The organism is Roseovarius aestuariivivens, from assembly GCF_004761875.1.
Taxonomy (GTDB): Bacteria; Pseudomonadota; Alphaproteobacteria; order Rhodobacterales; family Rhodobacteraceae; genus Roseovarius; species Roseovarius aestuariivivens.
Map to the genome: position 1 here is coordinate 639,144 of NZ_SJEY01000001.1, position 21,294 is coordinate 660,437.

Sequence of the window (21,294 nt, forward strand, 5' to 3'; positions counted from 1 at the left end):
ATGCCTAAGAAGACACTGAGCAATATCTCGGAGATACGCCGGTATTTCCACACGAACCCTGACCCGATCTATTTCGTCTCGGCCACGAATTTCAATCTTTTGGGTCTCGACGAGTGGGTGAAGAATTTCAAGTACATCTGCTACATGGATTGCTTTGACGGGCGTCATCCGAATGTGCTGTGCCCTTCGGAGATGCCGCATGACGAGTTCCAGTCGATCGAGGACATCAACAACTACCTTCTGCAGCACAAGGAAGTTGTCGATTACGTCAAAGCGCGTGGCGGAAAACCCAAGTTCGTGTTCCTGATGTTCGACGAAAAGACCGAAAAGCTGGTCAAGGAACTGGGAGGCGAGGTCTGGTTCCCGAAGGCCAAACTGCGCACCGCGATGGACAACAAGATCGAGACCGTGCGCGTGGGCAATAAGGCCGGCGTGCCGTCGGTGCCCAACGCGCTGTCGGAGGTGAAGGATTACGAGCACCTCAAGAAGATCTGCAAGGAAAACGACTTGGGCGACGATCTGGTGCTGCAGTCGGCCTTTGGCGACAGCGGTCATACCACCTTCTTCATCAATTCCGAGGCCGATTTCCGCAAGCACGAGCACGAGATCGTCGGCGAGGGCGAGATCAAGGTGATGAAGCGGATCAATTGCCGTGGCTCGGCGATCGAAGCCTGCGCCACCAGCCAAGGTACGATCGTCGGTCCGTTGATGACCGAGCTTGTGGGCTTCAAGGAACTAACCCCCTATCGCGGGGGATGGTGCGGGAATGAAATCTTTTCGACCGCATTTTCGCCCAAGCAACGCAACAAAGCGCGAGAGCTGACGTTCAAATTTGGTGAGCAGCTTCGCAAGGAAGGCTATCGCGGCTATTTCGAACTCGACTTCCTGATCGACAAGAAAAGCGACGATATCTGGCTGGGCGAGTTGAATCCCCGTATCACCGGCGCAAGCTCGATGACCAACCACGCGGCCTTTGCACATGCCGACGCGCCGCTCTTCCTTTTCCACCTGCTGGAATTCTCGAAAAAGCAATTCAAGCTGGATGTCGAAGAACTCAACGCTCGCTGGTCTGATCCCGATATGATCGACAGCTGGTCGCAGATGGTGATCAAGCACACGCAGGACAGTGTCGACATCATCACGCATGCGCCCCAGACAGGTATCTACAAAATGACGCCGGATGGGCATGTGATCTTTGACCGCTTCGATTATCACCGCCGCGCGGTGGAGACCGAGGACGAGGCCTTCTTCCTGCGCATTTCAAATGTCGGCGATTACCGCTACGAAGGGGCCGATCTTGGCATTCTGGTGACGCGTGGGCGCTCGATGACCAAGAGTTTCCAGCTGACGGCGAAATCGAAGCGTTGGATCGACGGGATCAAGCAGGCTTTCTCGGCACGGCCGCTGCCCTCGGCAACCTCCTTGCAGGATCCGGCGTTTAAGATCATGTAGGGTCTTATGACCCTCGTCTATCGTGCGATCACAGAAGATACGCCTGGCCCGAAATGGGCCAGGCTCTTTGCCGGGTATCGCAAGGCCTACATGTCCTGGTGGAAGCGCGAGGGCCTGACCGGGCGGCCCACCTATCTCGAATGCCGCCGCGCCTTGCGCAAGCATATGCCGGAACTCGTTCCGCTTTACGAAGAGCTCTGCGACCTGGCCGGCGGCGGCGACAGCGAGGCAAGGTTCCTTAGCTTCTATTGCCCGCCCAAGTACCTTTCTGGCTGCAGTCAAGCGATCTGGCCGGGCACCGAGCCGCTTTTGGTGCGTAACTATGACTACAATCCAAAGGCGGTCGACGCGATCCTGCTCAAGACGCGGTGGCAGGGGCGTGGTGTGATCGGCACATCGGACGGTCTGTTCGGGCTGGTCGACGGTATGAACGACGCAGGCCTGGTGGCATCGCTGACCTTTGGAGGACGCCGCGCAGTGGGCGAAGGGTTCGGCGTACCGCTCATCCTGCGCTATGTTCTGCAAACCTGTACGACCGTCGATGAGGCGCGCGAGGTGCTAACTCGCGTGCCCTGCCACATGAGCTATAATGTTACGGTGCTGGATGCCGCGCGCAATTTCTTCACTGTGTATCTGGCCCCCGACCGGCCGGCGGTCGTGACCCACGCCGCCGTCGCCACGAACCACCAGGACCGTGTGGAATGGAAAAGCCACGCGCGCCTGACCGCCACGGTCGAGCGTGAACGCTACTTGCTGCAGCGGCTCACCTTGCACCCGGAAACGCAGGAAAAGTTCATTCGCTCCTTTCTGCAGCCGCCGCTGTATTCGCTGGCTTTCGATCAAGGCTTCGGGACGCTGTTCACCGCCGCCTATCGGCCGAAATCAGGTGTTGTCGAAATGCTTTGGCCCAACAGCCGCTGGGTGAAATCTTTTGAGAATTTTGAAGAGGATCAGGTGACCATCGCGTTCCCGCGGCCGGCTTTCGGCACGCCCTGATCTGGGGGCGCGACCACTAAAGCCGGTTTGTCTGCCCAGATTTTCGATACTCGCGGATCAGCGCGCGCTTGGCCTTGGCCAATTCGTCATCGGTCAGGTTGGAGCGATTGAGTTTCAGCAACTCTTGGGCGCCCGCTTGCGGTTGCACATTGTGTGGTCGAACCGGAGCCAGGTTGTCGTGTTCGACGCCAAGAAGATCGAGCGCCACGCCCATGGGGCCCAGCGGGTGCGCGGCGCAGTCTTCGATCCGGGTCGACGTGACGGCGGCAAGACCGGCCAGCGCGTCCCGCGTCAGCGCAACGAAGCTGTCAAGCCGGGATGCGCGATCGAGCTTGGTGGCGTGCGTGGCAAAATCCTCGCGCAGGCGAACCTGGCGAAGGTTCTGATAATAGGCACTTTTCTTCCAGCCTTCGGGGTCGCGCGTAGTGAACCAGACTGTCACCGGCACAGTGTCGCCGATCCGGTTGCGCAGCACGCCGACCGCGGCTTGTAACAGCGGCGCGGCGGCATCGTATCCGCTTACCTTTTTGCGGCCCGGCAACTGGCCCAGTAGCGCCTCGGAGCTGAGCAGAAGGGGGCGTTCATTGGCGAGATCCACGCGGGTCAATGCATCGGCGAAAGCATTCGTGAACGCGGTGAGTACATCTTCGCGGGTATGCACGGAATACTTTCGCGCCAGCCGCGTCGCCTCGATTACGTCATCGGTGAGCATGACCGATAGCCGATCCTTCAACTGCGCGCTCTGCGATTGCAGATTGCGTTGCAGCGTGCTGGTCCCGGTCTTGTGAAATCCGGGATGGATCAGAACGTGGCGTGGCATCCAGTCCTTCGCACTCTTGTACCGAAACCCATGCCGGGCGGGTTCCGACGTCACTTTTCGTTGTTAGCCAGAGAAATGGGGCGCGCTCAAGACCATTCTGGTGCCAAGGCGGGGCGGACCAAGGAGAAAAACCCGCAGTGTCATGTGACAAGGCTCCGCTTCTAAGAAGACGCGGGCTTTTGAGCGTGCTAAAGCGCGGAGACTGAAAAGCGAGACGACCTTTGCAATGAAGACAGTAACGATACTCGGCGCGACCGGTTCGATCGGACAGAACACCATCGACCTGATTGCGCGGCGGCCCGAGACCTTTCGCGTTGTGGCGCTGACCGGGGGGCGCAATATCGCGCAACTGGCGGAGGATGCGATCCGGCTTCGGGCGGAGATCGCGGTGACCGGGTTCGAGGCGGGGCTGGAGGAGCTGCGGGATCGGCTGTCAGGCTCTGGCGTCGAGGCGGCGGCGGGGCAGGCGGCGCTGAACGAGGCGGCGGCACGGCCGGTGGATTGGGTGATGTCCGCCATCGTTGGGTTCGCCGGGCTGGAGCCCGGGCTGAGTGCGCTGCGGCCCGGTACCACGCTGGCGCTGGCCAACAAGGAAAGCCTGGTCTGTGCGGGCGCGCTTTTGATGGGAGAGGCGCAGGCCCAGGGGGCCACGATTCTGCCGGTAGATTCGGAACATTCCGCGGTTTTTCAAGCACTTGTGGGTGAGGACATGGAGGCGGTGGAACGGATCGTGATCACCGCGTCCGGGGGGGCATTCCGCGACTGGCCCGAGGACAGGCTGGCCGGCGCGACGCTGGCCGAGGCGTCCTCGCACCCCAATTGGGACATGGGTCAGCGCATCACGATCGACTCTGCAAGCCTCTTTAACAAGGCGATGGAACTTATTGAAACAAGGGAATTTTTCCGCGTCTCACCGGAGCAGATCGAGGTGGTGATCCACCCCGAGTCGCTGATCCATGCGCTGGTGGGCTTTCGCGACGGAGCGCTGATGGCGCATGTGGGGCCGCCCGATATGCGCCATGCGATCGGCTATGCGCTCAACTGGCCGGAAAGAAACGACCTGCCGGTCGAGCGCTTAGACCTTGTAAAGATTGGACAAATGACCTTTCGTAATGCCGACCAGGCACGTCATCCGGCGCTGCGTCTGGCGCGCGAGGTCATGGAGGCGGGCGGTCTTTCGGGGGCGGTGTTCAACGCGGCGAAGGAAAGCGCGCTGGACGGGTTCATCGCGGGCCGGATCGGGTTTCTCGACATGGCGCAGGTGGTGGAAGAGGTGCTGAACCGGCTTTCCGGAGACGCGACGGGGCCGGGCGCGATGACGCTGGACGCGGTGCGCGAGATCGACGCGCGGGCCCGGACGCAGGCGGATGCGGTCATGACAGGTTTCGCCGCGCGCTAGGACCGCGCGGGCGTTTTTGTACAAATCGTACAAGGTGCAAGAGGGCCTTTGTGCATTTTGTACAAACTTCGGCGGGCGGTTTTCGGCGTTCCGCACCAGCTGCGCCGGCCGTCACGGGCGTCGCGCGCCCATGTAAGGATTTCACGCAACACGCGCGCCCCGGCACCAGACGCCGCGCACATGCGGCGCGTCGCCAAGCCGGCCCACGCGCACCAGATCGGCGCGCAGACCGGGCGCGAGTTGGCCCCGATCGGCGAGCCCGGTGACGCGCGCGGGCGTCGCCGTGACCGTGGCGATGGCGCGGGGCAGATCGTTCCAGACATCCGCGAGATGGAAGGCCGATAGGAGCAGCGCCGAAGGCACGTAATCGGACGAGATGATGTCGAGCAGGCCCGCACGTGCGAGATCAGCCGCAGAGACATTGCCCGAATGCGACCCGCCGCGCACGAGATTGGGCGCTCCCATCATCACCGCGATGCCCCGCGCGTGGCAGGCGCGGGCGGCGGCCTCGGTCGTGGGAAATTCGGCGAAGCCGACGCCATAGGCCTGCGAATGCGCGACTTGCGCTTCGGTGGTGTCGTCATGACTGGCCAGCACCGCGCCCAGCCGGGCGGCCTCGGCCACTGCGCCGGCCTCGTGCCGGGCCCCGTTGGCGGCCTGAAGCGCCTTCATCTCGGCCACATGGTCCGCGAATTCGGCCTTAGTCATATTGCGTTTTCTGGACACGTAGGTGCGCAGTTTTTCGAGATCGCGGAACTGCCGCTGGCCAGGCGTGTGATCCATCAGGCTGAGGATACCCACCCGGTCGGCGGGGACGAATTCGGCCAGTTCATCCAGCAGCGTTTCCGAGCAGGTTTCGGCGCGCAGATGCAGGAAATGGCTGATCTTGAGGGCGCCGCGCGCGCGCAGATCGAGGATTTCGCTGGCCAGCCGGCGCGCATAGGGCTTGTAGCGCGAATGATGCCCCGAGATGGAGCCGACGCGCAGCGCATCGAAAACGGTGGTGATCCCGGTCGAGGCCAGTTCGCCGTCATGCGCCAGAAGCGCCGGCAGGTGGGGCCAGTCGACCGCCGGGCGCGGCTCGATATGGCGTTCGAGATTGTCGGTGTGCAATTCGACAAGGCCCGGGATCAGATAATCGCCGGCGCAGTCGATCGCCCCCGCCGGCACCGCGCCGTCCGGTTCGATCCGGGCGATGATCCCGTCCGCCACGTGGAGCGTGCCGGTCACGATCCGGTCGGGCAGGACCAGCCGGGCATTGGCAAGACAGAGCGCATTTGACATGGAGGTGTCACCGTTTTCGAGCGGGGTCCCGGGGTCAGAGAGGTCCAGTCATGTCATATTCGCGATATGCGGTCTACTACCTGCCGCGCAACGGCGCGCTGGCGGCGTTCGGCGCGCGCTGGCTGGGCTGGGACGCGGCGGCGGGACGCGCCGTCGGGCAGCCGGACTTGCCGGGACTTGCGGCGCTGACCGATGCGCCGCGCAGATACGGGTTCCACGCGACGCTGAAGCCGCCCTTCCGCCTGTCCGAAGGACAGGACGCGGCGGCGTTGCAGGAGGCGGTTCGCGCGCTGGCGGCGCGCAGCGCGCCGGGGCAAGCGGCGGGGCTGGCCCTGACGCGGATGGGGCGGTTCTTTGCGCTGACGCCGACGGGCGACGCCACGGAGATCGCGCGTGTCGCGGCGGCCTGTGTGCGGGATCTGGACGGGTTCCGTGCCGCGCCGTCCGAGGCCGAGTTGGCGCGGCGGCGCAAGGCGGGGCTGTCGCCACGGCAGGAGGCACTTTTGCGCGACTGGGGTTATCCTTATGTGCTGGACGCGTTCCGCTTTCACATGACCTTGACGGGCCGGGTGCCGCGCGCGGCACTGGAGGACACCGAGGCGATGATCGCGGCGCATCTGCCCGCTTTGCCTGCGCCCTTTGTCCTCGATGCGCTGGCGGTGATGGGCGAACGGGCGGATGGCCGGTTCGAGATGATCGCGCGTTACGATCTGGGCGGCTGAGGCGCCGGGGCGGCGTAGCGCGCAAGGCGATCGTCGAGCGTGCCGGTGTGCAATTCGATCAGGTGATTGTCGGGCGTGTGGAAATAGGCCGAGCGGCCTTCGCCCTCGACCCTCGGGCGGGGCGGGCGCAGATCGAGACCGAGCGCCTTGATCTCGGCGATCCGGGCGTCGAGCTCTGCCTCGTCCACTTTGAAGGCCACGTGGTTGTAGCTGCGCGCGGGCAGCGGATCGCCCAGCATGGTCGCGATCCAGACATCGCCCACCAGAAAGAACCGTTCTTCGGACAGCGAGAACTGCGCCGGGCCGCTGTTGTAGATGCAGCGTGCGCCGAGCACGCGTTCGAGGATGGTCTGCATCCGGTCGAGATCGGTGACGATGAAGGTGATATGCGACAGGCCCGTGCTCATGCAGGGCTGTCCGGTTGTAGGGGCATGGCGCGTCTCCTTTCGGGCAGTGTGGCATGGGCCGGACGGCGGGGCCAGTGGGGGGATCAGGAAAGGCTACGGTCCTCGCGGCGCGCGAGCGCGTCGACGGCGAGCCATAGCGCGAGGCTGAAGATCGCGAGGACGATCAGCGACGCGAACATGAGCGGGGTCTGCCCGCGCCCGTTGGCCAGCAGCATCAGGTGGCCCAGCCCCTTGGACGCACCGACCCATTCGCCGATGATGATCGCAAGCGGCGCATAGGTGACGGCGAGGCGCAGGCCGGAAAAGAAGGCCGGTTTGGCGTTGGGCAGGCGCAGGTAGATCAGGCTGCGCCAGCGGGAGGCGCCGGATTGGCGCGCGAGATCCTCGAGCGGTTGCGGCAGGCGCATCAGCCCGTCGAAGAGCGCCGAGGCGATGGGGAAATAGGTGACGAGCGCCACCATGACGATCTTCGACAGCGCCCCGAAGCCGAGCCACAGGGTGAGCACGGGCGCGAGGGCGAAGACCGGGACGGCCTGGGCGAAGACCAGCACGGGCCGCAGCGCACGGCGGGCCCGGTCGGAGAGCGCCAGAAGAAGCGCGGTCTCGATGCCGAGGACAAGGCCGAGGGCGAGGCCCTGGGCGAGGTTGAGAGCGGAAAAGGCGGTGTTTTCCGCCAGTATCGCGCGGTTGGACCAGAGGGCTTCGGCCACGTCCAGCGGCCCCGGCAGGATGAAGCGCGGGATCTCGGCCAGCGTCACGAGCGCCTGCCAGAGGGCGAGCACGGTCAGAAGGGTCAGGACGGTGCGGAAGAGGCGGTTTGTCATGCCGGGATGCTTGCCTCTGACGCGCTGGCGAGACGCTGAAGCAGCGCGGCCTGTGCGGTGAGCGTTTCGGGGTTTGTGGCGTCGCGGGGCGGGATCTCGGGCGGCAGGGCGACGGGAGTCGCGCCCCTTTCGTGCAGGACATAGGCGCGCTCGGCGAGGCGGACCGCCTCGGCGGGATCGTGGGTGATGAGGATCACGGTGCGGCCCTTGAGGAGCTTTGCCGCGAGGTCCTGCATGCGCTGGCGGGTGAGGACGTCGAGCGCCGAGAAGGGTTCGTCCAGCACGATGATCGCGCGGTCGTCATAGAGGACGCGGGCCAGCGCGACGCGCTGCCGTTGGCCGGCGGAAAGGGCGGCCGGTCGGGTGTTTTCGCGCCCGGCGAGGCCGACGCGGGAGAGAAGCTCGCGCGCGCGGGCGGGGTCGGGGGGCTTGCCCGCCAGCCGTGCCCCGATGGTGACGTTATCCAGCGCCGTGGCCCAGGGTAGAAGCTGACCGTCCTGCGACATGAGGCCGATGGTCATCGGATCGGGCGGGATGAACCCGTCGAGCCGCGCGGGCGTGGGCAGGCCCGCGATAAGCCGCGCCAGCGACGTCTTACCAAGGCCAGAAGCGCCCAAGAGGGCAGTCCAGCCCTGCGTGGGGATCGTGACGTCGAGGCCCGAGATGAGCGCGCGCGCGCCGAGGCGCAGGTCGCCTTGGAACGTGATCTGGCTCACGCGCGTGCCCCGAGCGCCATGTCCCAGAAGCCGACCTCGAGCCGCGTGGCGGTGTGGAAGGTGTGGGCAAGGGATGTAGCGCGGGGAAGCTGCGCCCAGTCGGGGCCGAGGCGGCGGGCGAGGGCGGCGTCAATGAGGCGGCCCACGTCAAAGCAGAGGCCTTGGTAGTCGGCGCCGCCATAGGTGTCGCACCACGCCTTGTAGGGGCCGGTGTTGCCCGCAAGCCGCGCGCCGATTTCGCCATAGCCCAGAACGCACGGCGCCAGCGCCGCCATCAGGTCAAGGAAATCGCCCGAGTACCCCGCCTCCAGCACAAAGCGGGTGTATGCGAGGTTGCCCGGCGCCTCTGGCGTGGCTTCCAAAGTGGCGCGGTCGATGCCGTGGCCGGCGCAGATTTCCACGTGCAGGGGCATTTCCTCGTGCACGAGAGCGTGGACGGTGGCGGACGCGGCCTGCATTTCTTCAAGGCTGTCGGCCTTGGCGGCGGCAAGGGCCCAGGCGCGGGAGAAGTGGATCAGGAAAACATAGTCCTGCTTGAGGTAATAGAGGAAACGATCCTCGGGCAGGGTGCCGTCCTTGAGCCGCTCGACGAAAGCGTGCTGCGTGTAGGCGGGCCAGTCGTTGCCCGCGGCCTGCCGCCAGAGCGCGAAGGCCTGTCCGTAGTCTGGGGCGGTCATTGGGTGGCTCCGGTGACGTCGATGGCGAGCGTTTCGGCGTCGACGGTGTCCTCGATGGCGCCGGCGTTCTTGAGAAACGTCTCGAACCGGGCGTAGCGGCCCAGATCGAGCGCGCCGGGGCGCACGGCGAAGCGCGGCCAGGTATCGTCCCAGGCGCGGTCGTTGAGTTCGTTGTCGAGTTCGGCATCCGAGCCTGCGAAGATCTCCCACGCGGCCTCGGGGTCATTGAGGATGTCGGCGGCGGCGCGCTCGGTGGCGTGCAGGAAGCGGGCGATGACGGCGGCGTCGAGCGTGTCGGCGTGGGCCACGTAAATGAGTTCGTCATAGCTCGGCACGCCTTCGGCCTCGGGGAAGAAGCAGCGGCCCTCGTGGCCCTCGATGGCCATTTGGTTCAGTTCGAAATTGCGGAAGGCGCCGATGACGCCATCGACTTGCCCTGCCATGAGAGCAGGCGAGATGGACCAGCCGATGTTGATCTTTTCGACCGTCGCAGGGTCCACGTCATTGTCGCGCAGCATGGCGTCGAGCAGCATTTCCTGCACGCCCGCGACGGCGAAGCCGACCTTTTTGCCGGTGAAGTCGGACATGGACTGCACCGGGCCATCGGCGCGCACGACGAGGCAGGTCAGCGGCGTCTCGATCAGGGTGCCGACACGGACGAGCGGCAGATCCTCGCGGTGCGCGAGGTGCAGTTCGGGCTGGTAGGAGACGGCGAGATCGACCTGGCCTGCGGCCACCATGCGCGGGGGCGCGTTGGGATCGGAGGGGGTGATGAGCTCGACTTCGAGGTTCTCGTCTGCGAAATAGCCCTTTTCCTGCGCCACGATCAGCGGGCCGTGGTCGGGGTTCACGAACCAGTCGAGCATGACGGTGAGCTTGTCTTGGGCCATCACAGGCGTGGCGAGCAGGGCGAGGGCCGTGAGGGCCGGGAAAAGACGGGTCATTCTTGGTCCTTTGTCTTGGGGGCGTCGGGAATGGCGATAAGGCCGATGGGGCCGGGCCAGCGTTGGTGCAGCGCCTCGGCGGCGTTCTGGGCGCGAAGCCCTGTGCGGCAGGCGAGGATCACGCGGGGGGTATTGGTGTCCGGCGTGAGGTCGGAGAGGTTTTCCGGCGGGATATGGAGAGCTTGCGCGTGGAACGGCGCGGGGGCCTCGGCGCGCAGATCGACGATGAGATCATTCGAGGTGAGGTCCGAGTTGGCGATGAAGGGCGGGGCGAAGGCTGGCTCTGGTGCGCCGTCGAAGCGGAAGGCGGCGCTGCGCCATGAGCTTGCGTCGAAGCGGAGGAATTGGCCCAAGGGAGAGGGCGAGAGGCCGAGAAGGGTCGAGATCGCCATCTGCGCCTGAAGCGCGCCGATCATGCCCACCACCGGCCCCATGACCCCCGCCGTGGCGCAGGTGGCGGCGGAACGCGGCAAATCGGGGAAGACCGCGCGGAGCGATGGCGCGCCGCCGCAGAAGCCGCCCGCGTATCCCGTGAGCCCCAGGGCGGAGGCGGAGATGAGGGGTCGGTTTTGCTCCATGCAAGCGTCGGACAGGGTGAAGCTGGCCGCGAAGGTGTCGGCGCAGTCGAGGACGAGGTCGGATTGCGCGACGAGTTGCGCGGCGTTCCCGGGGTCGAGCCATGAAGGCACCGCGTGCAGGGTCAAATCCGGGTTGAGGGCGCGCATGGCCTCAGTGGCCGCCTCGGCCTTGGGGCGGCCAAGATCGGACATGCGGTAGAGCGGCTGGCGGTGCAGGTTCGTCTCCTCCACCCGGTCGCCGTCGACGAGCGTGATCGCCCCCACGCCCGCGCCGGTGAGATATTGCAGCACGGGCACGCCGAGCCCGCCCGCGCCGACGACCAGCACATGGGCCGCGCGGAGGCGTTGCTGACCGGCCTCGCCCATCTCAGGCAGGATCGTCTGGCGGGCGTAGCGGGTCATGCGCAGACCTTCAGCCAGTCCCGCATCCGCGCGTCGGGATCTTCGTTGAGCGTGATGTCGGTGACCGCCGCGATTAGGTCCGCGCCCGCGTCGAAGGCCCCCGGGGCGCGTTCTGCGCTCATGCCGCCGATGGCGCAGAGGGGAATGTCGCCGATCTTGGCCTTCCACGTCTTGAGCTTGTCGAGGCCCTGGGGCGCCCAGGGCATTTCCTTGAGGATCGTGGGGTAGACCGGGCCGAGGGCCACGTAATCGGGCGAAAACGAGAGCGCGCGGTCAAGCTCGGCGTCGTCATGAGTGGAAATGCCAAGCTTCAGCCCCGCGCGGCGGATGGCGGGAACATCGGCGGTGTCGAGGTCTTCCTGCCCCAGATGCACCCATTCCGCGCCAAGGTCGATGGCGTGTTGCCAGTGATCGTTGACCACCAGAAGCGCGGCGTTCTGGCGGGAGATGTCGAGGGCGCTGGCGATCTCGCGGCGCAGCGCGTCGTCCTCCATGTCCTTGAGTCGCAGCTGGGTAAGGCGCACGCCGAGGCCGGTGGCGCGCGCGACCCATGCCGCGCTGTCGAAGACGGGATAGAAGCGGGGCAGGGTCATAGCCAGGCCTTTCCGATCACCGGCGTCGAGGGCTGGGCCATGTCGCGCACGGGCATGGGGCCGGAGCGGGCGGCAAGCGCGCCTGCCTCGGCGGCGAGGCCGAAGGCCCGGGCCATGGCGGCGGGATCCTGCGCCTCGGCCACGGCGGTGTTCAAGAGGATCGCGTCATAGCCCATTTCCATGGCTTGCGCGGCGTGGCTGGGCAGGCCGAGGCCGGCATCGACCACCAGCGGGATGTCGGGGAAGGCGGCGCGTAAGGCTTTGAGCCCGAAAGGGTTGTTGAGCCCCTGGCCCGAGCCGATGGGCGCCCCCCAGGGCATGAGCACGCGGCAGCCCGCGTCGACCAGTCGCGCGGCCAGCACGGAGTCTTCGGTGGTGTAGGGAAAGACCTTGAAGCCGTCGTCGCAAAGGGCTTTCGCGGCCTCCACGAGACCGAAGGGATCGGGCTGCAACGTGTCGTCGTTGCCGATGACCTCGAGCTTGATCCAGTCGGTCTCAAAGTATTCGCGCGCCATCTGGGCGGTGGTGATCGCCTCGCGCGCGGTGTGGCAACCCGCCGTGTTGGGCAGGACATGGATGCCAAGGGCGCGGACCATCTCGCGGAAGGCCTCGCCGCCGCCGCCCTCGCGGCGCAGGGACACGGTGGCGACCGACGCGCGGCTTTCGCGAAACGCCTCCTCCATCACCTTGGGCGAGGGGTAGCGCGCGGTGCCGAGCATCATGGGCGTGTCGAGCGTGGTGCCGTAAAAGTCGCGCATCGATCAGCCCCCCTGCATGGCGGTGAGGACTTCGAGCTGATCACCATCGCTGAGCTGGGTGGTGGCGCGGGTGGCGGCAGGCACGAAGGCACCGTTGAGCGCGGTGGCGACGCGCATCTCGCCCCAGCCGAGCAGGTCGAGCGCCTCGGCCACGGTGCTGGCGGCGATGTCGTGTTTTTCGCCGTTCACGTCAATCTTCATCGAAGAGGTCTCCTTTTTCGCCGGTGGCAAGGAAAGCGGCGGCCTGTTTGGCCAGCGCGGGGGCCATGAGGTAGCCGTGCCGGAAAAGGCCGTTGAGATGCAGGGTCTGGCCGCGCTGCACCACGCGCGGCACGTTGTCGGGAAAGGCGGGTCGCAGATCGGCGCCCATTTCCACGATCTCGGCCTCGGCAAAGCGCGGGTCTAGCGCGTAGGCGGTCGACATGAGTTCAAGGGCGGCGCGGGCGGTGATGGGGGCTTTGTGACCGCTTTCGATTTGCGTCGCACCCAGCATGAAGAGGCCGCCCGCACGCGGGACGACGTAGAGCGGATGGCGCGTGTGCAGGAGGCGGATGGGGCGGGTGAGGGTAATCTCGTTGGAGCGCAGCACGACCATCTCGCCCCGGACCGGGCGCAGGGAAGGGAGGGCTTTGTGGGCGGTGAAGCCGCGACAGTCGAGAAGGGGGCCGGGGATGTCGGCGGGGTCGAGCTCGGTTTGCTCGATCTCGACGCCTTGGGCTGCGAGGCTGGCCGTCAGATCGGCCAGGGCCTGACGCGGGTCGAGATGGGCTTCGGCCGCGAAGAAGAGCGCGGCGTCGTGGGTGCCGGCGAGGTCGGGTTCCAGCGATTTGAGGTTGGCGCGGTCGAGCGTCTCATGGCCAGACGTGCGGCGTGCGAAGGCCGTGAGGTCGGCGCGGTCGCGGGCGGGGGCGAGAACGAGCGAGCCGCGATGCGTGACCTGCGTGACCTCTGCCCAGGCGGCTGCGGCGTCTCTTCCGTGTCGGATGACAGGCTCTTCGGCGACAGCGCCTTCGCAGTCGGGCGCGAGCATGCCGCCGGCCCACCACGAGCATCCGTGCGGCCCGGGCGCGCCAGCTCGGTCGACAAGGCGCGGGATCATGCCCTGCGCAAGGCAGGCGCGCGCGGCCCAGAGGCCCGCGACGCCCGCGCCGAGAATGGTAACATCAGCCATCGGCGGGCCAGAGCGCGTGGAAGTGATGCACCGGGCCGTGCCCGTGACCGACGTGCAGCGTATCGGCGGCCTTGATGGCGGCGTGGAGATAGGCATGCGCCTTGGCCACCGCGTCGGGCAGGGCGAGACCACGCGCAAGGCCGGCGGCGATCGCAGAAGAGAGCGTACAGCCTGTGCCGTGCGTATTTCCGGTGTCGATCCGGGGCGCGGAGAAGCTGGCGGTACCATCCGCCGTCACCAGAAGATCGGTACAGACCGGGCCGTCGGCATGGCCGCCCTTCATCAGCACCGCCTGCGCACCCGATGCGCGCAGGGCGCGGCCCTGATCGGCCATCTCCTCCGCGGTGCGGGCGGTCTCGGCGTTCAGAAGGCGCGCGGCCTCGGGCAGGTTGGGGGTGAGCAGCGTGGCGCGGGGCAGGAGGTGCTCGGAGAGCGCCGCGACAGCGTCGGCGGCCAGAAGCGGGTCGCCGGATTTGGCGACCATGACCGGATCGAGCACCAGAGGGCCGGCCCAGTCCGCGAGGGCGTTTGCGACGGCTTCGATCGTCGCCACGTCGCCCAGCATGCCGATCTTGATGGCATTGATCTCGATATCCGAGAGCACCGCGTCGATCTGGGCGCGGATCATGTCAGGGGCGATGGCCGCAACGCCGGTCACGGCGCGGGTGTTCTGCGCGGTGATCGCGGTCAGCACGCTGGCGCCGTAGACGCCGAGCGCGGAGAAGGTCTTGAGATCGGCCTGAATGCCCGCGCCGCCGCCGCTGTCGGATCCGGCAATTGTCAAAGCCTTGGCCACCATGTCACGCCTCCGCGTTGTCGGGCGGGTCGGGTATCCGGCGGGAAACGGGGTAGCGGCGAGAGCCGTGCTTTCCGTTCCCTACGCCGGTGCGACCCGGATCAGGTTCGATGGGTTGGCGTGGCGCCTCTCAGCCCCTTTGACGGGGCACCCCAACGGAAGTTGCGCCATGGCTAACAGGCTGCCGGGGCGGGGTCAATCCGGGGTGTGGCCGATCTTTTCGTGAAGGAAGACGAGGATGAGGTCCGCGATCCGCCCGGCGCTGTCGGGGTCGAGATGGACGTGGTGATCGCCATCGATCTCGCGCGTCTGGTAGTCGGGTATCAGCTGGGCCGCGCGGGCGATGGCCGTGTCGGCCCAGGGTGCCTCGGCCCGGATGCCGTCCGTGGCCCAGATGTTGAGAACCGGCATGGTGAGCGCCTTGAGAAGCGCCTCGATCTGGGACTGGCTGAACTTGACTGCGGAGCTTGCGAAAAGACGGCGGTCGGCGCGCAGCCTGAAGCCGTCCGCGTCTTCGCGGAGCGCGCGGCGGGCGAGCGCGCGGGCGGTGGCGGCGCTGTTGCGCCGTCCGGTGCGGCGGGTCACGTAGTCTTCCGGCGACGTGTAGCGGCGCGGGGATTTGCCCGCCTGTTTGCGCGTGTCCTCGATAAAGCCGCGCAGGGTATCGACCACCGCCTCGGGGGGTGTGGGCACCGGGACGAGGCTGTCGAGGGCGACGAGCGCGCGAACCCGGTGCGGCTGGGCGGCGGCGAACAGCGTGCCGATATTGGCGCCGCGCGAATGGCCCAGAAGCACGCAGCTGTCCCAGCCCAGTGCGTCGAGGATGCCCGCGATCTGGGGCAGGTCGTCCCAGAGATTGTAGCTGGCGTCGGGCGAGCGATGGGCGCTGCGGCCCTGGCCCGACAGATCGAGCGCCACGGTGCGGCAGCCGGTCAGATGCGGCGCGAGGGCGGCGAAGCTGCCCGCGTGGTCGAGCCAGCCATGGAGCGCCAGCACCGGCAGGCCGTCCACTGGCCCCCAGGCCAGGCCGGCATAGCGCAGGCCGTCGATGGTGACGTGGATCTCTTGCGGCTGGGGCGTGTCGGTCATGTGCAGGCTCCGGTGCGGTCGGGCGTGCTATAGCCGGGCCGGGGCCCGGCGTCGATCACGAAGCCGTTGGGCGGGGGTCGTATTTCGCAGGGCAGGGTCTAGATTTGCCAGCATGTTCGATGCGGAGAAAACGCGATGACCGAGGCCCACCGTTTCACCAGACGACAGGCGGGGCTTTGCCTTGGCGGGGCCGCCTTGGCCGCGCCGGGGATGGTGCGCGCGATGGATGCGGTGCTGGACGAGATCCGCGCCTTCCTGTCCGAGACCGACCAATTGCATTCGATCCAGATCCGGCGCGGCGACGAGGTGATCCTGGCCGAGGCCCCGAGGGGGCCGGGGCTGAACCGGCTGGCCAATATCAAGTCCTGTTCCAAGAGCCTTGTCGCCTTGATGCTGGGCGTCGCAATCGACCGCGGCGAGATCGCGGGCGTGGCGGCACGGCTGGGCGATGTGGCGCCCGGGCTGATCCCGGCGGACGCCACCGAGGGTGTGGGCGGGGTCACGATGGAGGATCTCGTGACGCTGCGCGCCGGGCTGGAGCGGACCTCGGGCGGCAATTACGGGGCGTGGATCGCCTCGGCCAACTGGATCGCCGACGCGCTGCGCCGCCCGATGGTGGCCGAGCCGGGGGGACGGATGCTTTATTCCACGGGCAGTACGCATGTGCTGGGCGCGGCGCTGACCGAGGCCACGGGTGAGACGCTGCTGGGGCAGATGCGTGCGCGGCTCGGGCAGCCGATGGGCATCGAGATCCCGCCCTGGACGCGCGATCCGCAGGGCTATTACCTTGGCGGCAACCAGATGGCGCTGCGCCCGCGGGACATGCTGAAACTGGCGGTGCTGCTGCGCGATGAAGGCGCCTATGACGGACGGCAGGTGATCCCGCGCGACTGGATGCGCGCATCGCTCGAAGCGCGGGCGCGTTCGCCTTTTTCCGGGATGTCCTACGGGTATGGCTGGTTTCTGACTCGGTCGGGCTATGCGCTGGCGCGGGGGTATGGCGGGCAGGTGATCGCGGCGCATCGCGCGCGCGGCCTCGCGGTGGCGATCACGTCGGATCCCACGCGCCCGGCCCGCTCTGCGGGATATTTCGGGCAGATTATGCGCCTGCTCGACGGGCCGGTGCGCGACCTCGGCTAAAGTCCGGGGTCACGCACGCATCCGCGCGGCGCTGTGTCAGTCCATGCCGCGCACGTCGATCGGCGCGTCGGGCGAGGGCGCCACGATCCGCTGTATGAGGAAGACCGCCACCGCCGCGCCGATGCCGATGAGGTCGGTCACGATCCCGCCTTCGATCATGAAGAGCGCCGCCACGATGAGACCGGCGCGCAGGAACCATGCGGTGCGCCCGCCCAGGAACCAGCCCTGAACGCCGGCGCTGAGCATGAAGACGCCGAAGATGGCCGTCGCGCCCGCGCGCAGCACCTCGAACACGCCGCCATCCATCAAGAGCGCGCTGTTGTAGAAGAACATGAAGGGCACGATGAAGGCCGCGATGCCGATCTTGAAGGAGGCAACCGAGGTCGACATCGGATTCGCCCCCGAGATTCCCGCCGCAGCATAGGACGCAAGTGCCACAGGTGGCGTGATGGCGGAGACCACGGCGAAATAGAAGACGAAGAAATGCGCCGTCAGTTGCGGGATGCCGATCTCGATCAGGCCGGGCGCGACCACCGAAGCGGCCACCGCGTAGGCCGCCGTGGTGGGCATGCCCATGCCCAGAAGTATCGCGATACACATGGCGAAAAGCAGCGCCAGAAGCTGGCTGAGGCCGGCGAGGTTCAGGAGCAGCGCCGAGAAGCGTGCGCCGACGCCGGTGAGGCTGATGACGCCGACGATGATGCCCGCCGCCGCGCAGACCGCGATGATCTGGATCGACATGAGCCCCGCGAGTTCCAGCGCCTTGAGAATGGCGCGCGGTCCCATGCGCACCGGCGTGAGCCAGCTGACCACGGCGGCGGAGACGGTGGCGAGCGTGCCCGCGCGGATCACCGAATAGCCCATGAAGAGCGCCGCGATCAGGATGACGATCGGCACGAAGAGATAGACGCGCTTGACCATCTCCTTGAGCTTGGGAAGCTCGTCCTCGCGCATCCCGCGCATGCCCAGTTTCGCGGCCTCGAAATCGACCATGAAATAGATCGAGACGAAGTAGAGCACCGCCGGGATGATCGCGGCGAAGGCGATCTCGGTATAGGGGATGCCGGTGATCTCGGCCATGATGAAGGCGCCCGCGCCCATGATCGGCGGCATGATTTGCCCGCCGGTCGACGCGGCGGCCTCGATCGCGCCGGCGGTCTGGCTTTTGTAGCCGACCTTTTTCATCAGCGGGATGGTGAGCGAGCCGGTCGCCACAACGTTGCCGGCGCTCGTGCCGTTGATCATGCCCATGAGACCCGAGGCGAAGATCGCCACCTTGGCCGGGCCGCCGCGCGCGCGCCCGGCGGCGGCGAAAGCGAAGTTGACGAAGTAATCGCCCACCTTCGAGGCCTGCAGGAAGGCCGCGAAGATGATGAAGAGGATGATATAGGTCGAGCTTACCGCCGTGGTCGGGCCAAGGATGCCCGCGTCAGAATAGACATGGCCGAAGAAGCGCTGCCACGTATAGGCGCTTTGCACCGCCAGCACACCGGGCAGAAGATGCGCGGTGAAGGTATAGACGAGGAAAACCGCGGCGATGATCACCAGCGCGAGGCCCGCCACCCGGCGGGTCAGTTCCAGGATGAGCGCGGTGCCCGCCGTGGCGGCGAAGGCCACGCCGATCGGCACGAAGGAGGTGCCGACGGAGTTGCGCGCGGCGGTGGAATAGATCGGAATGAGGTAGAGCGCCACAAGAACGCCGCAGAGCGCCATCACCACGTCGGAGGAGGCCATGGCGCCGGGGCCGCGCCGCTCGAACCAGCTTAGAACGATGGCGCCAAAGGTGGCGATCAGCAGCGGCGTGCCAAACCACCAAAGTTCCTGCGCGTAGATTTCGGTGCCCGGGAAAGCGGGCCATGTGACGAGTCCGCCCATCTCGGGCAACTCGCCGCCATTGAGGCGCAGCATGAATTGCAGCACCGTCCAGAAGGCCACGGCGACCGGCACGAGGAGCACGTAGCCCGCCAGCGTCAGGCCGCGGGTTTCGCGCACGTCCGTGTCACTGTCGACGCGGTGCGCGGAGAACATCAGGAAGCCGAGCACGAGCGCGCCGGCGATGTGCACGATGCGAAAATTCCAGGTTTCCAGAGGGAATTGCGGCAGGAACGGCAGTTCGATGCCGGTGTATTCGGACAGGGAGACGCCGTTGAGCGCGGCCATGTGGAAGCCCGCGTAGAGAATGGCGAAGACGGCGGCGAACTGGGCCATCAGGCCGGAAAACTGCCGCCGGTTTGGTTCTACCGGTTCCTGGTCCACGCCGTCTGCGAGGACGGCTTCCGTGATCTCAGTTTTCTCGTCTGACACGTCGTATCTCCCCCGGGATGCCGGCGCGTCGGCGCCGATGTAGCTGCGCCGCGCCCCGTCAAGGGCGCGGCGCGAGTCGTGTACATGTATAGACGATTACATCGCCGAGTGGATCATGTCGTCGGGAATATCGGCTCCGGCGTTTTCCTTGAACCACTCTGCGGCACCGGGGTGCCACATCATGACTTTGTTCTTGTCCCAGTTCTCGGGCAGGGTGGACCGGGCGGCGCGGTGGATGTTCACCATGCGCTCGTTATCCGACATCACCACGTCCACGACCGCCTTGACGAAGCTGGCGGGCAGTTCGCAATTGGCGATGGCGAAGTTCCACATCGACACCGAGCGCGCGGGCGCTTCGAGCGTGGTGTAGGTGTCTGCCGCGATCTCGAACTCGGCCACTGGGAACGCGTCGAGGATCTTGGCCTGCTCTTCTTCGGTGAACTCGATGATGTTCACGTCGGTCTGCACCTCAAGCTGGCTGACCGCCGGAACCGGCACGCCGGCTGCGAAGGCGATCACGTCAAGAAGGCCGTCCTGCAACTGGCCGCCGAGGTCGCCCCAGCCGCCGTTGCGGCGCTCGAAGTCGACGCCGAGCGTTTCCATCATGCGCGGGAAATACGTGTCCGAGGTCGACCCCGCCGGGCCGAAGCCGATGCGTGCGCCCGCCGGAATTTCCGCGATCGAGGTGATGCCGGACGAGGACAGCGCCGTGACGCTGAACGGGGTCTGGTACATCGGGAACATAGCGCAGGCATTGGTCATCTGCAGGCCGGGCGCGATCGGGTTGGTGCCCTCGAGCGATTCTGCCGCCGGGCCCATCGTGGTCATGCCGAACTGAGCTTCGCCGGTATGCACCAGCGCCATGTTCTGCATCGGGCCGCCGGTGACTTCGCCGCCGCCGGTCAGGCCCAGCTCTTCGGCGACAAGGTTGGCCCAGCCGGAGCCGTAGGCGAAGTAGGTGCCGCCCTGCGAGGCGGTGCCCACGGTGAAGCTTTCGGGCCAGCCGGTGCGATCCTCGTGCCCCCCGGCGAAGGCCGCGCCTGCGGTGAGGGTCGCGCCGAGTGCCACGGCTTTCAGAAGTGTCTTGGTCATGGTCTCTCCCTTATGTTTTCGACCGTCGCGGCTACGGCCCGCCCCCGGGAAAGTAAACCCTGCAGCAAACCGAACAGGACCCGTGAAACCACGGATCCCGCCGCGCGTAATCGAAAGTGTACTCGTTTGGAAATAAGGCAACAAATAATCCGCAGGTGCAAGCAGGAAGCAGGAACCGGTGTCGCGGCGGGAGTGCACGCGGCATATCGAATCTGCTATCATGGCAGTGGGAGGACCCTGTCATGAACCACGAATTGACCCGAAAGCGCCGGCTGCTTCTGGTGACCTACAAGCGTTATCTGGAGGCCGACCTGGGCTGGAGCCGCGCCAGCAGCGCCGCGCGCGCCTGGTTTCCCGACGAAAGCCGGCCCTATCGCGGCACGATGGGCAGCCCGCGGTCGCCGCTGCGGCGGATCTATGAGAAACGGCAGCGCGCGCTGCTGCAACTGGCCGCGGCGCGGGCGAAATTCCGCGAGGCCAAGGCGCAGATGGAGGCCCGGCGCACCATGATCCTGTGCCTGCCTGCCCCGCGCGACGGCAGCGCATGAGCGTTGCCGCGCCCTGGACCCGGCGCGCAGGCAGGCTGGGCCTTCTTCCGCTCGCCTTTGCGGTGTCGGGGTGTCTTGCAACGCCCGAGCCGGACGTGTCGCGCGCGGCCGGAGCCGCGCTTTTCGCGGAGCATTGCGCGGCCTGTCATGGCGCGGATGGCCATGGCGGCGGACCGGTCGCGGCGGGGTTGGCCACCGCCCCGGCGGACCTGACGAAGATCGCCCAGCGGCGAGGGGGCGTCTGGCCGATGCTGGAGGTCATGTCGATCCTCGACGGCTATGCCATGGCGCGCAGGCCGCGCGCGGACATGCCCGTGATCGATGCGCTGACCGAGGGGCCGACGGTGGCGTTCGACAGCGGAAACGGCGTGGAACGCCCCACGCCCGCTCGCCTTGTCGCGCTGGCGGAGTATCTTGAAAGCCTGCAATCGCCGAGGCCCGTACGCTACGTGCCCTGAGACCGCGCCGGGCGGTTTGACCTGCCCGGGATACGGTAGCGGATCAAAAAAACCTTGATGAATCAGATCGTTCCGGTGTCTTGTGACAGCGGTTCCGCATGTTCCGAGTGCTTCGCCGTTTCAG

Annotated in this window: 23 protein-coding genes and 1 riboswitch; of the genes, 7 read left to right on the forward strand and 16 right to left on the reverse strand. The window is 66.6% G+C overall.

Annotated elements, in window-relative coordinates:
- Positions 1-1,452, forward strand: coding sequence for a biotin carboxylase (locus tag EZV60_RS03120; RefSeq protein WP_135502023.1), 1,452 nt, complete (start codon positions 1-3; stop codon positions 1,450-1,452).
- 6 nt (positions 1,453-1,458) lie between these two features.
- The gene (locus tag EZV60_RS03125) at positions 1,459-2,448 is read left to right on the forward strand and encodes a C45 family autoproteolytic acyltransferase/hydrolase (protein ID WP_135502025.1); all 990 of its coding nucleotides are present in this window, start codon (positions 1,459-1,461) and stop codon (positions 2,446-2,448) included.
- Between the two features lie 16 nt (positions 2,449-2,464).
- Here the strand turns inward: EZV60_RS03125 and EZV60_RS03130 are convergent, their stop codons facing one another.
- Complete coding sequence (locus tag EZV60_RS03130; RefSeq protein WP_135502027.1) at positions 2,465-3,268, reverse strand: hypothetical protein; 804 nt, start codon at positions 3,266-3,268, stop codon at positions 2,465-2,467.
- Between the two features lie 226 nt (positions 3,269-3,494).
- Between EZV60_RS03130 and dxr the strand changes: the two genes are divergently transcribed.
- The gene (gene dxr / locus EZV60_RS03135; protein ID WP_135502029.1) at positions 3,495-4,667 is read left to right on the forward strand and encodes a 1-deoxy-D-xylulose-5-phosphate reductoisomerase; all 1,173 of its coding nucleotides are present in this window, start codon (positions 3,495-3,497) and stop codon (positions 4,665-4,667) included.
- 141 nt (positions 4,668-4,808) lie between these two features.
- Here dxr and EZV60_RS03140 read toward each other — a convergent pair whose 3' ends face one another.
- Positions 4,809-5,951, reverse strand: a complete 1,143-nt coding sequence (locus EZV60_RS03140; protein ID WP_135502031.1) for an alpha-D-ribose 1-methylphosphonate 5-triphosphate diphosphatase — start codon at positions 5,949-5,951, stop codon at positions 4,809-4,811.
- Between the two features lie 50 nt (positions 5,952-6,001).
- On the opposite strand from EZV60_RS03140, the gene EZV60_RS03145 reads away from it, so the two are divergent.
- Positions 6,002-6,673, forward strand: coding sequence for a DUF1045 domain-containing protein (locus EZV60_RS03145; RefSeq protein ID WP_135502032.1), 672 nt, complete (start codon positions 6,002-6,004; stop codon positions 6,671-6,673).
- Here EZV60_RS03145 and fosX read toward each other — a convergent pair.
- The 12 genes from fosX to EZV60_RS03205 form a co-directional block, all read right to left on the reverse strand.
- Positions 6,655-7,080 (reverse strand): FosX/FosE/FosI family fosfomycin resistance hydrolase, encoded by a 426-nt coding sequence (fosX, locus tag EZV60_RS03150; protein ID WP_135502035.1) that lies wholly within the window; start codon positions 7,078-7,080, stop codon positions 6,655-6,657. The two genes, EZV60_RS03145 and fosX, sit on opposite strands and share 19 nt — an antisense overlap.
- An 83-nt stretch (positions 7,081-7,163) precedes the next feature.
- A complete protein-coding gene (locus EZV60_RS03155) occupies positions 7,164-7,904 on the reverse strand; it encodes an ABC transporter permease (RefSeq protein ID WP_135502037.1) in 741 nt (246 codons plus the stop codon).
- Complete coding sequence (locus tag EZV60_RS03160; protein WP_135502039.1) at positions 7,901-8,620, reverse strand: ABC transporter ATP-binding protein; 720 nt, start codon at positions 8,618-8,620, stop codon at positions 7,901-7,903. The genes EZV60_RS03155 and EZV60_RS03160 overlap by 4 nt, the downstream gene beginning before the upstream one ends.
- Complete coding sequence (locus EZV60_RS03165) at positions 8,617-9,297, reverse strand: TenA family protein (protein ID WP_135502041.1); 681 nt, start codon at positions 9,295-9,297, stop codon at positions 8,617-8,619. Before EZV60_RS03165 ends, EZV60_RS03160 begins: the two co-directional genes overlap by 4 nt.
- The gene (locus EZV60_RS03170) at positions 9,294-10,241 is read right to left on the reverse strand and encodes an ABC transporter substrate-binding protein (protein WP_135502043.1); all 948 of its coding nucleotides are present in this window, start codon (positions 10,239-10,241) and stop codon (positions 9,294-9,296) included. Before EZV60_RS03170 ends, EZV60_RS03165 begins: the two co-directional genes overlap by 4 nt.
- The gene (locus EZV60_RS03175; RefSeq protein ID WP_135502045.1) at positions 10,238-11,221 is read right to left on the reverse strand and encodes a HesA/MoeB/ThiF family protein; all 984 of its coding nucleotides are present in this window, start codon (positions 11,219-11,221) and stop codon (positions 10,238-10,240) included. The genes EZV60_RS03170 and EZV60_RS03175 overlap by 4 nt, the downstream gene beginning before the upstream one ends.
- The gene (locus EZV60_RS03180; protein WP_135502047.1) at positions 11,218-11,814 is read right to left on the reverse strand and encodes a thiamine phosphate synthase; all 597 of its coding nucleotides are present in this window, start codon (positions 11,812-11,814) and stop codon (positions 11,218-11,220) included. The genes EZV60_RS03175 and EZV60_RS03180 overlap by 4 nt, the downstream gene beginning before the upstream one ends.
- Complete coding sequence (locus tag EZV60_RS03185) at positions 11,811-12,572, reverse strand: thiazole synthase (protein ID WP_135502049.1); 762 nt, start codon at positions 12,570-12,572, stop codon at positions 11,811-11,813. Before EZV60_RS03185 ends, EZV60_RS03180 begins: the two co-directional genes overlap by 4 nt.
- 3 nt (positions 12,573-12,575) lie before the next feature.
- On the reverse strand, positions 12,576-12,773 hold the full coding sequence (gene thiS, locus EZV60_RS03190) for a sulfur carrier protein ThiS (protein ID WP_135502051.1): 198 nt from the start codon (positions 12,771-12,773) through the stop codon (positions 12,576-12,578).
- Complete coding sequence (locus EZV60_RS03195; protein WP_135502053.1) at positions 12,763-13,743, reverse strand: FAD-dependent oxidoreductase; 981 nt, start codon at positions 13,741-13,743, stop codon at positions 12,763-12,765. The genes thiS and EZV60_RS03195 overlap by 11 nt, the downstream gene beginning before the upstream one ends.
- A complete protein-coding gene (gene thiD, locus EZV60_RS03200) occupies positions 13,736-14,542 on the reverse strand; it encodes a bifunctional hydroxymethylpyrimidine kinase/phosphomethylpyrimidine kinase (protein ID WP_135502055.1) in 807 nt (268 codons plus the stop codon). Before thiD ends, EZV60_RS03195 begins: the two co-directional genes overlap by 8 nt.
- Positions 14,543-14,600: 58 nt before the next feature.
- A riboswitch (TPP riboswitch) is annotated at positions 14,601-14,704 on the reverse strand.
- 30 nt (positions 14,705-14,734) lie between these two features.
- Complete coding sequence (locus EZV60_RS03205; RefSeq protein ID WP_135502057.1) at positions 14,735-15,628, reverse strand: alpha/beta fold hydrolase; 894 nt, start codon at positions 15,626-15,628, stop codon at positions 14,735-14,737.
- Positions 15,629-15,763: 135 nt separating this feature from the next.
- On the opposite strand from EZV60_RS03205, the gene EZV60_RS03210 reads away from it, so the two are divergent.
- Positions 15,764-16,768, forward strand: coding sequence for a serine hydrolase domain-containing protein (locus EZV60_RS03210; RefSeq protein ID WP_425353550.1), 1,005 nt, complete (start codon positions 15,764-15,766; stop codon positions 16,766-16,768).
- 36 nt (positions 16,769-16,804) lie between these two features.
- Here EZV60_RS03210 and EZV60_RS03215 read toward each other — a convergent pair whose 3' ends face one another.
- The gene (locus tag EZV60_RS03215; RefSeq protein ID WP_245306180.1) at positions 16,805-19,072 is read right to left on the reverse strand and encodes a TRAP transporter permease; all 2,268 of its coding nucleotides are present in this window, start codon (positions 19,070-19,072) and stop codon (positions 16,805-16,807) included.
- A 96-nt stretch (positions 19,073-19,168) separates the two neighbouring features.
- Positions 19,169-20,164: a TAXI family TRAP transporter solute-binding subunit gene (locus EZV60_RS03220; protein ID WP_135502059.1), complete on the reverse strand. Its 996-nt coding sequence runs from the start codon at positions 20,162-20,164 to the stop codon at positions 19,169-19,171.
- 242 nt (positions 20,165-20,406) lie between these two features.
- Between EZV60_RS03220 and EZV60_RS03225 the strand changes: the two genes are divergently transcribed.
- The gene (locus EZV60_RS03225) at positions 20,407-20,712 is read left to right on the forward strand and encodes a hypothetical protein (RefSeq protein ID WP_135502061.1); all 306 of its coding nucleotides are present in this window, start codon (positions 20,407-20,409) and stop codon (positions 20,710-20,712) included.
- The gene (locus EZV60_RS03230; RefSeq protein WP_135502063.1) at positions 20,709-21,170 is read left to right on the forward strand and encodes a c-type cytochrome; all 462 of its coding nucleotides are present in this window, start codon (positions 20,709-20,711) and stop codon (positions 21,168-21,170) included. The genes EZV60_RS03225 and EZV60_RS03230 overlap by 4 nt, the downstream gene beginning before the upstream one ends.
- The last annotated feature ends 124 nt before the right edge of the window (positions 21,171-21,294 follow it).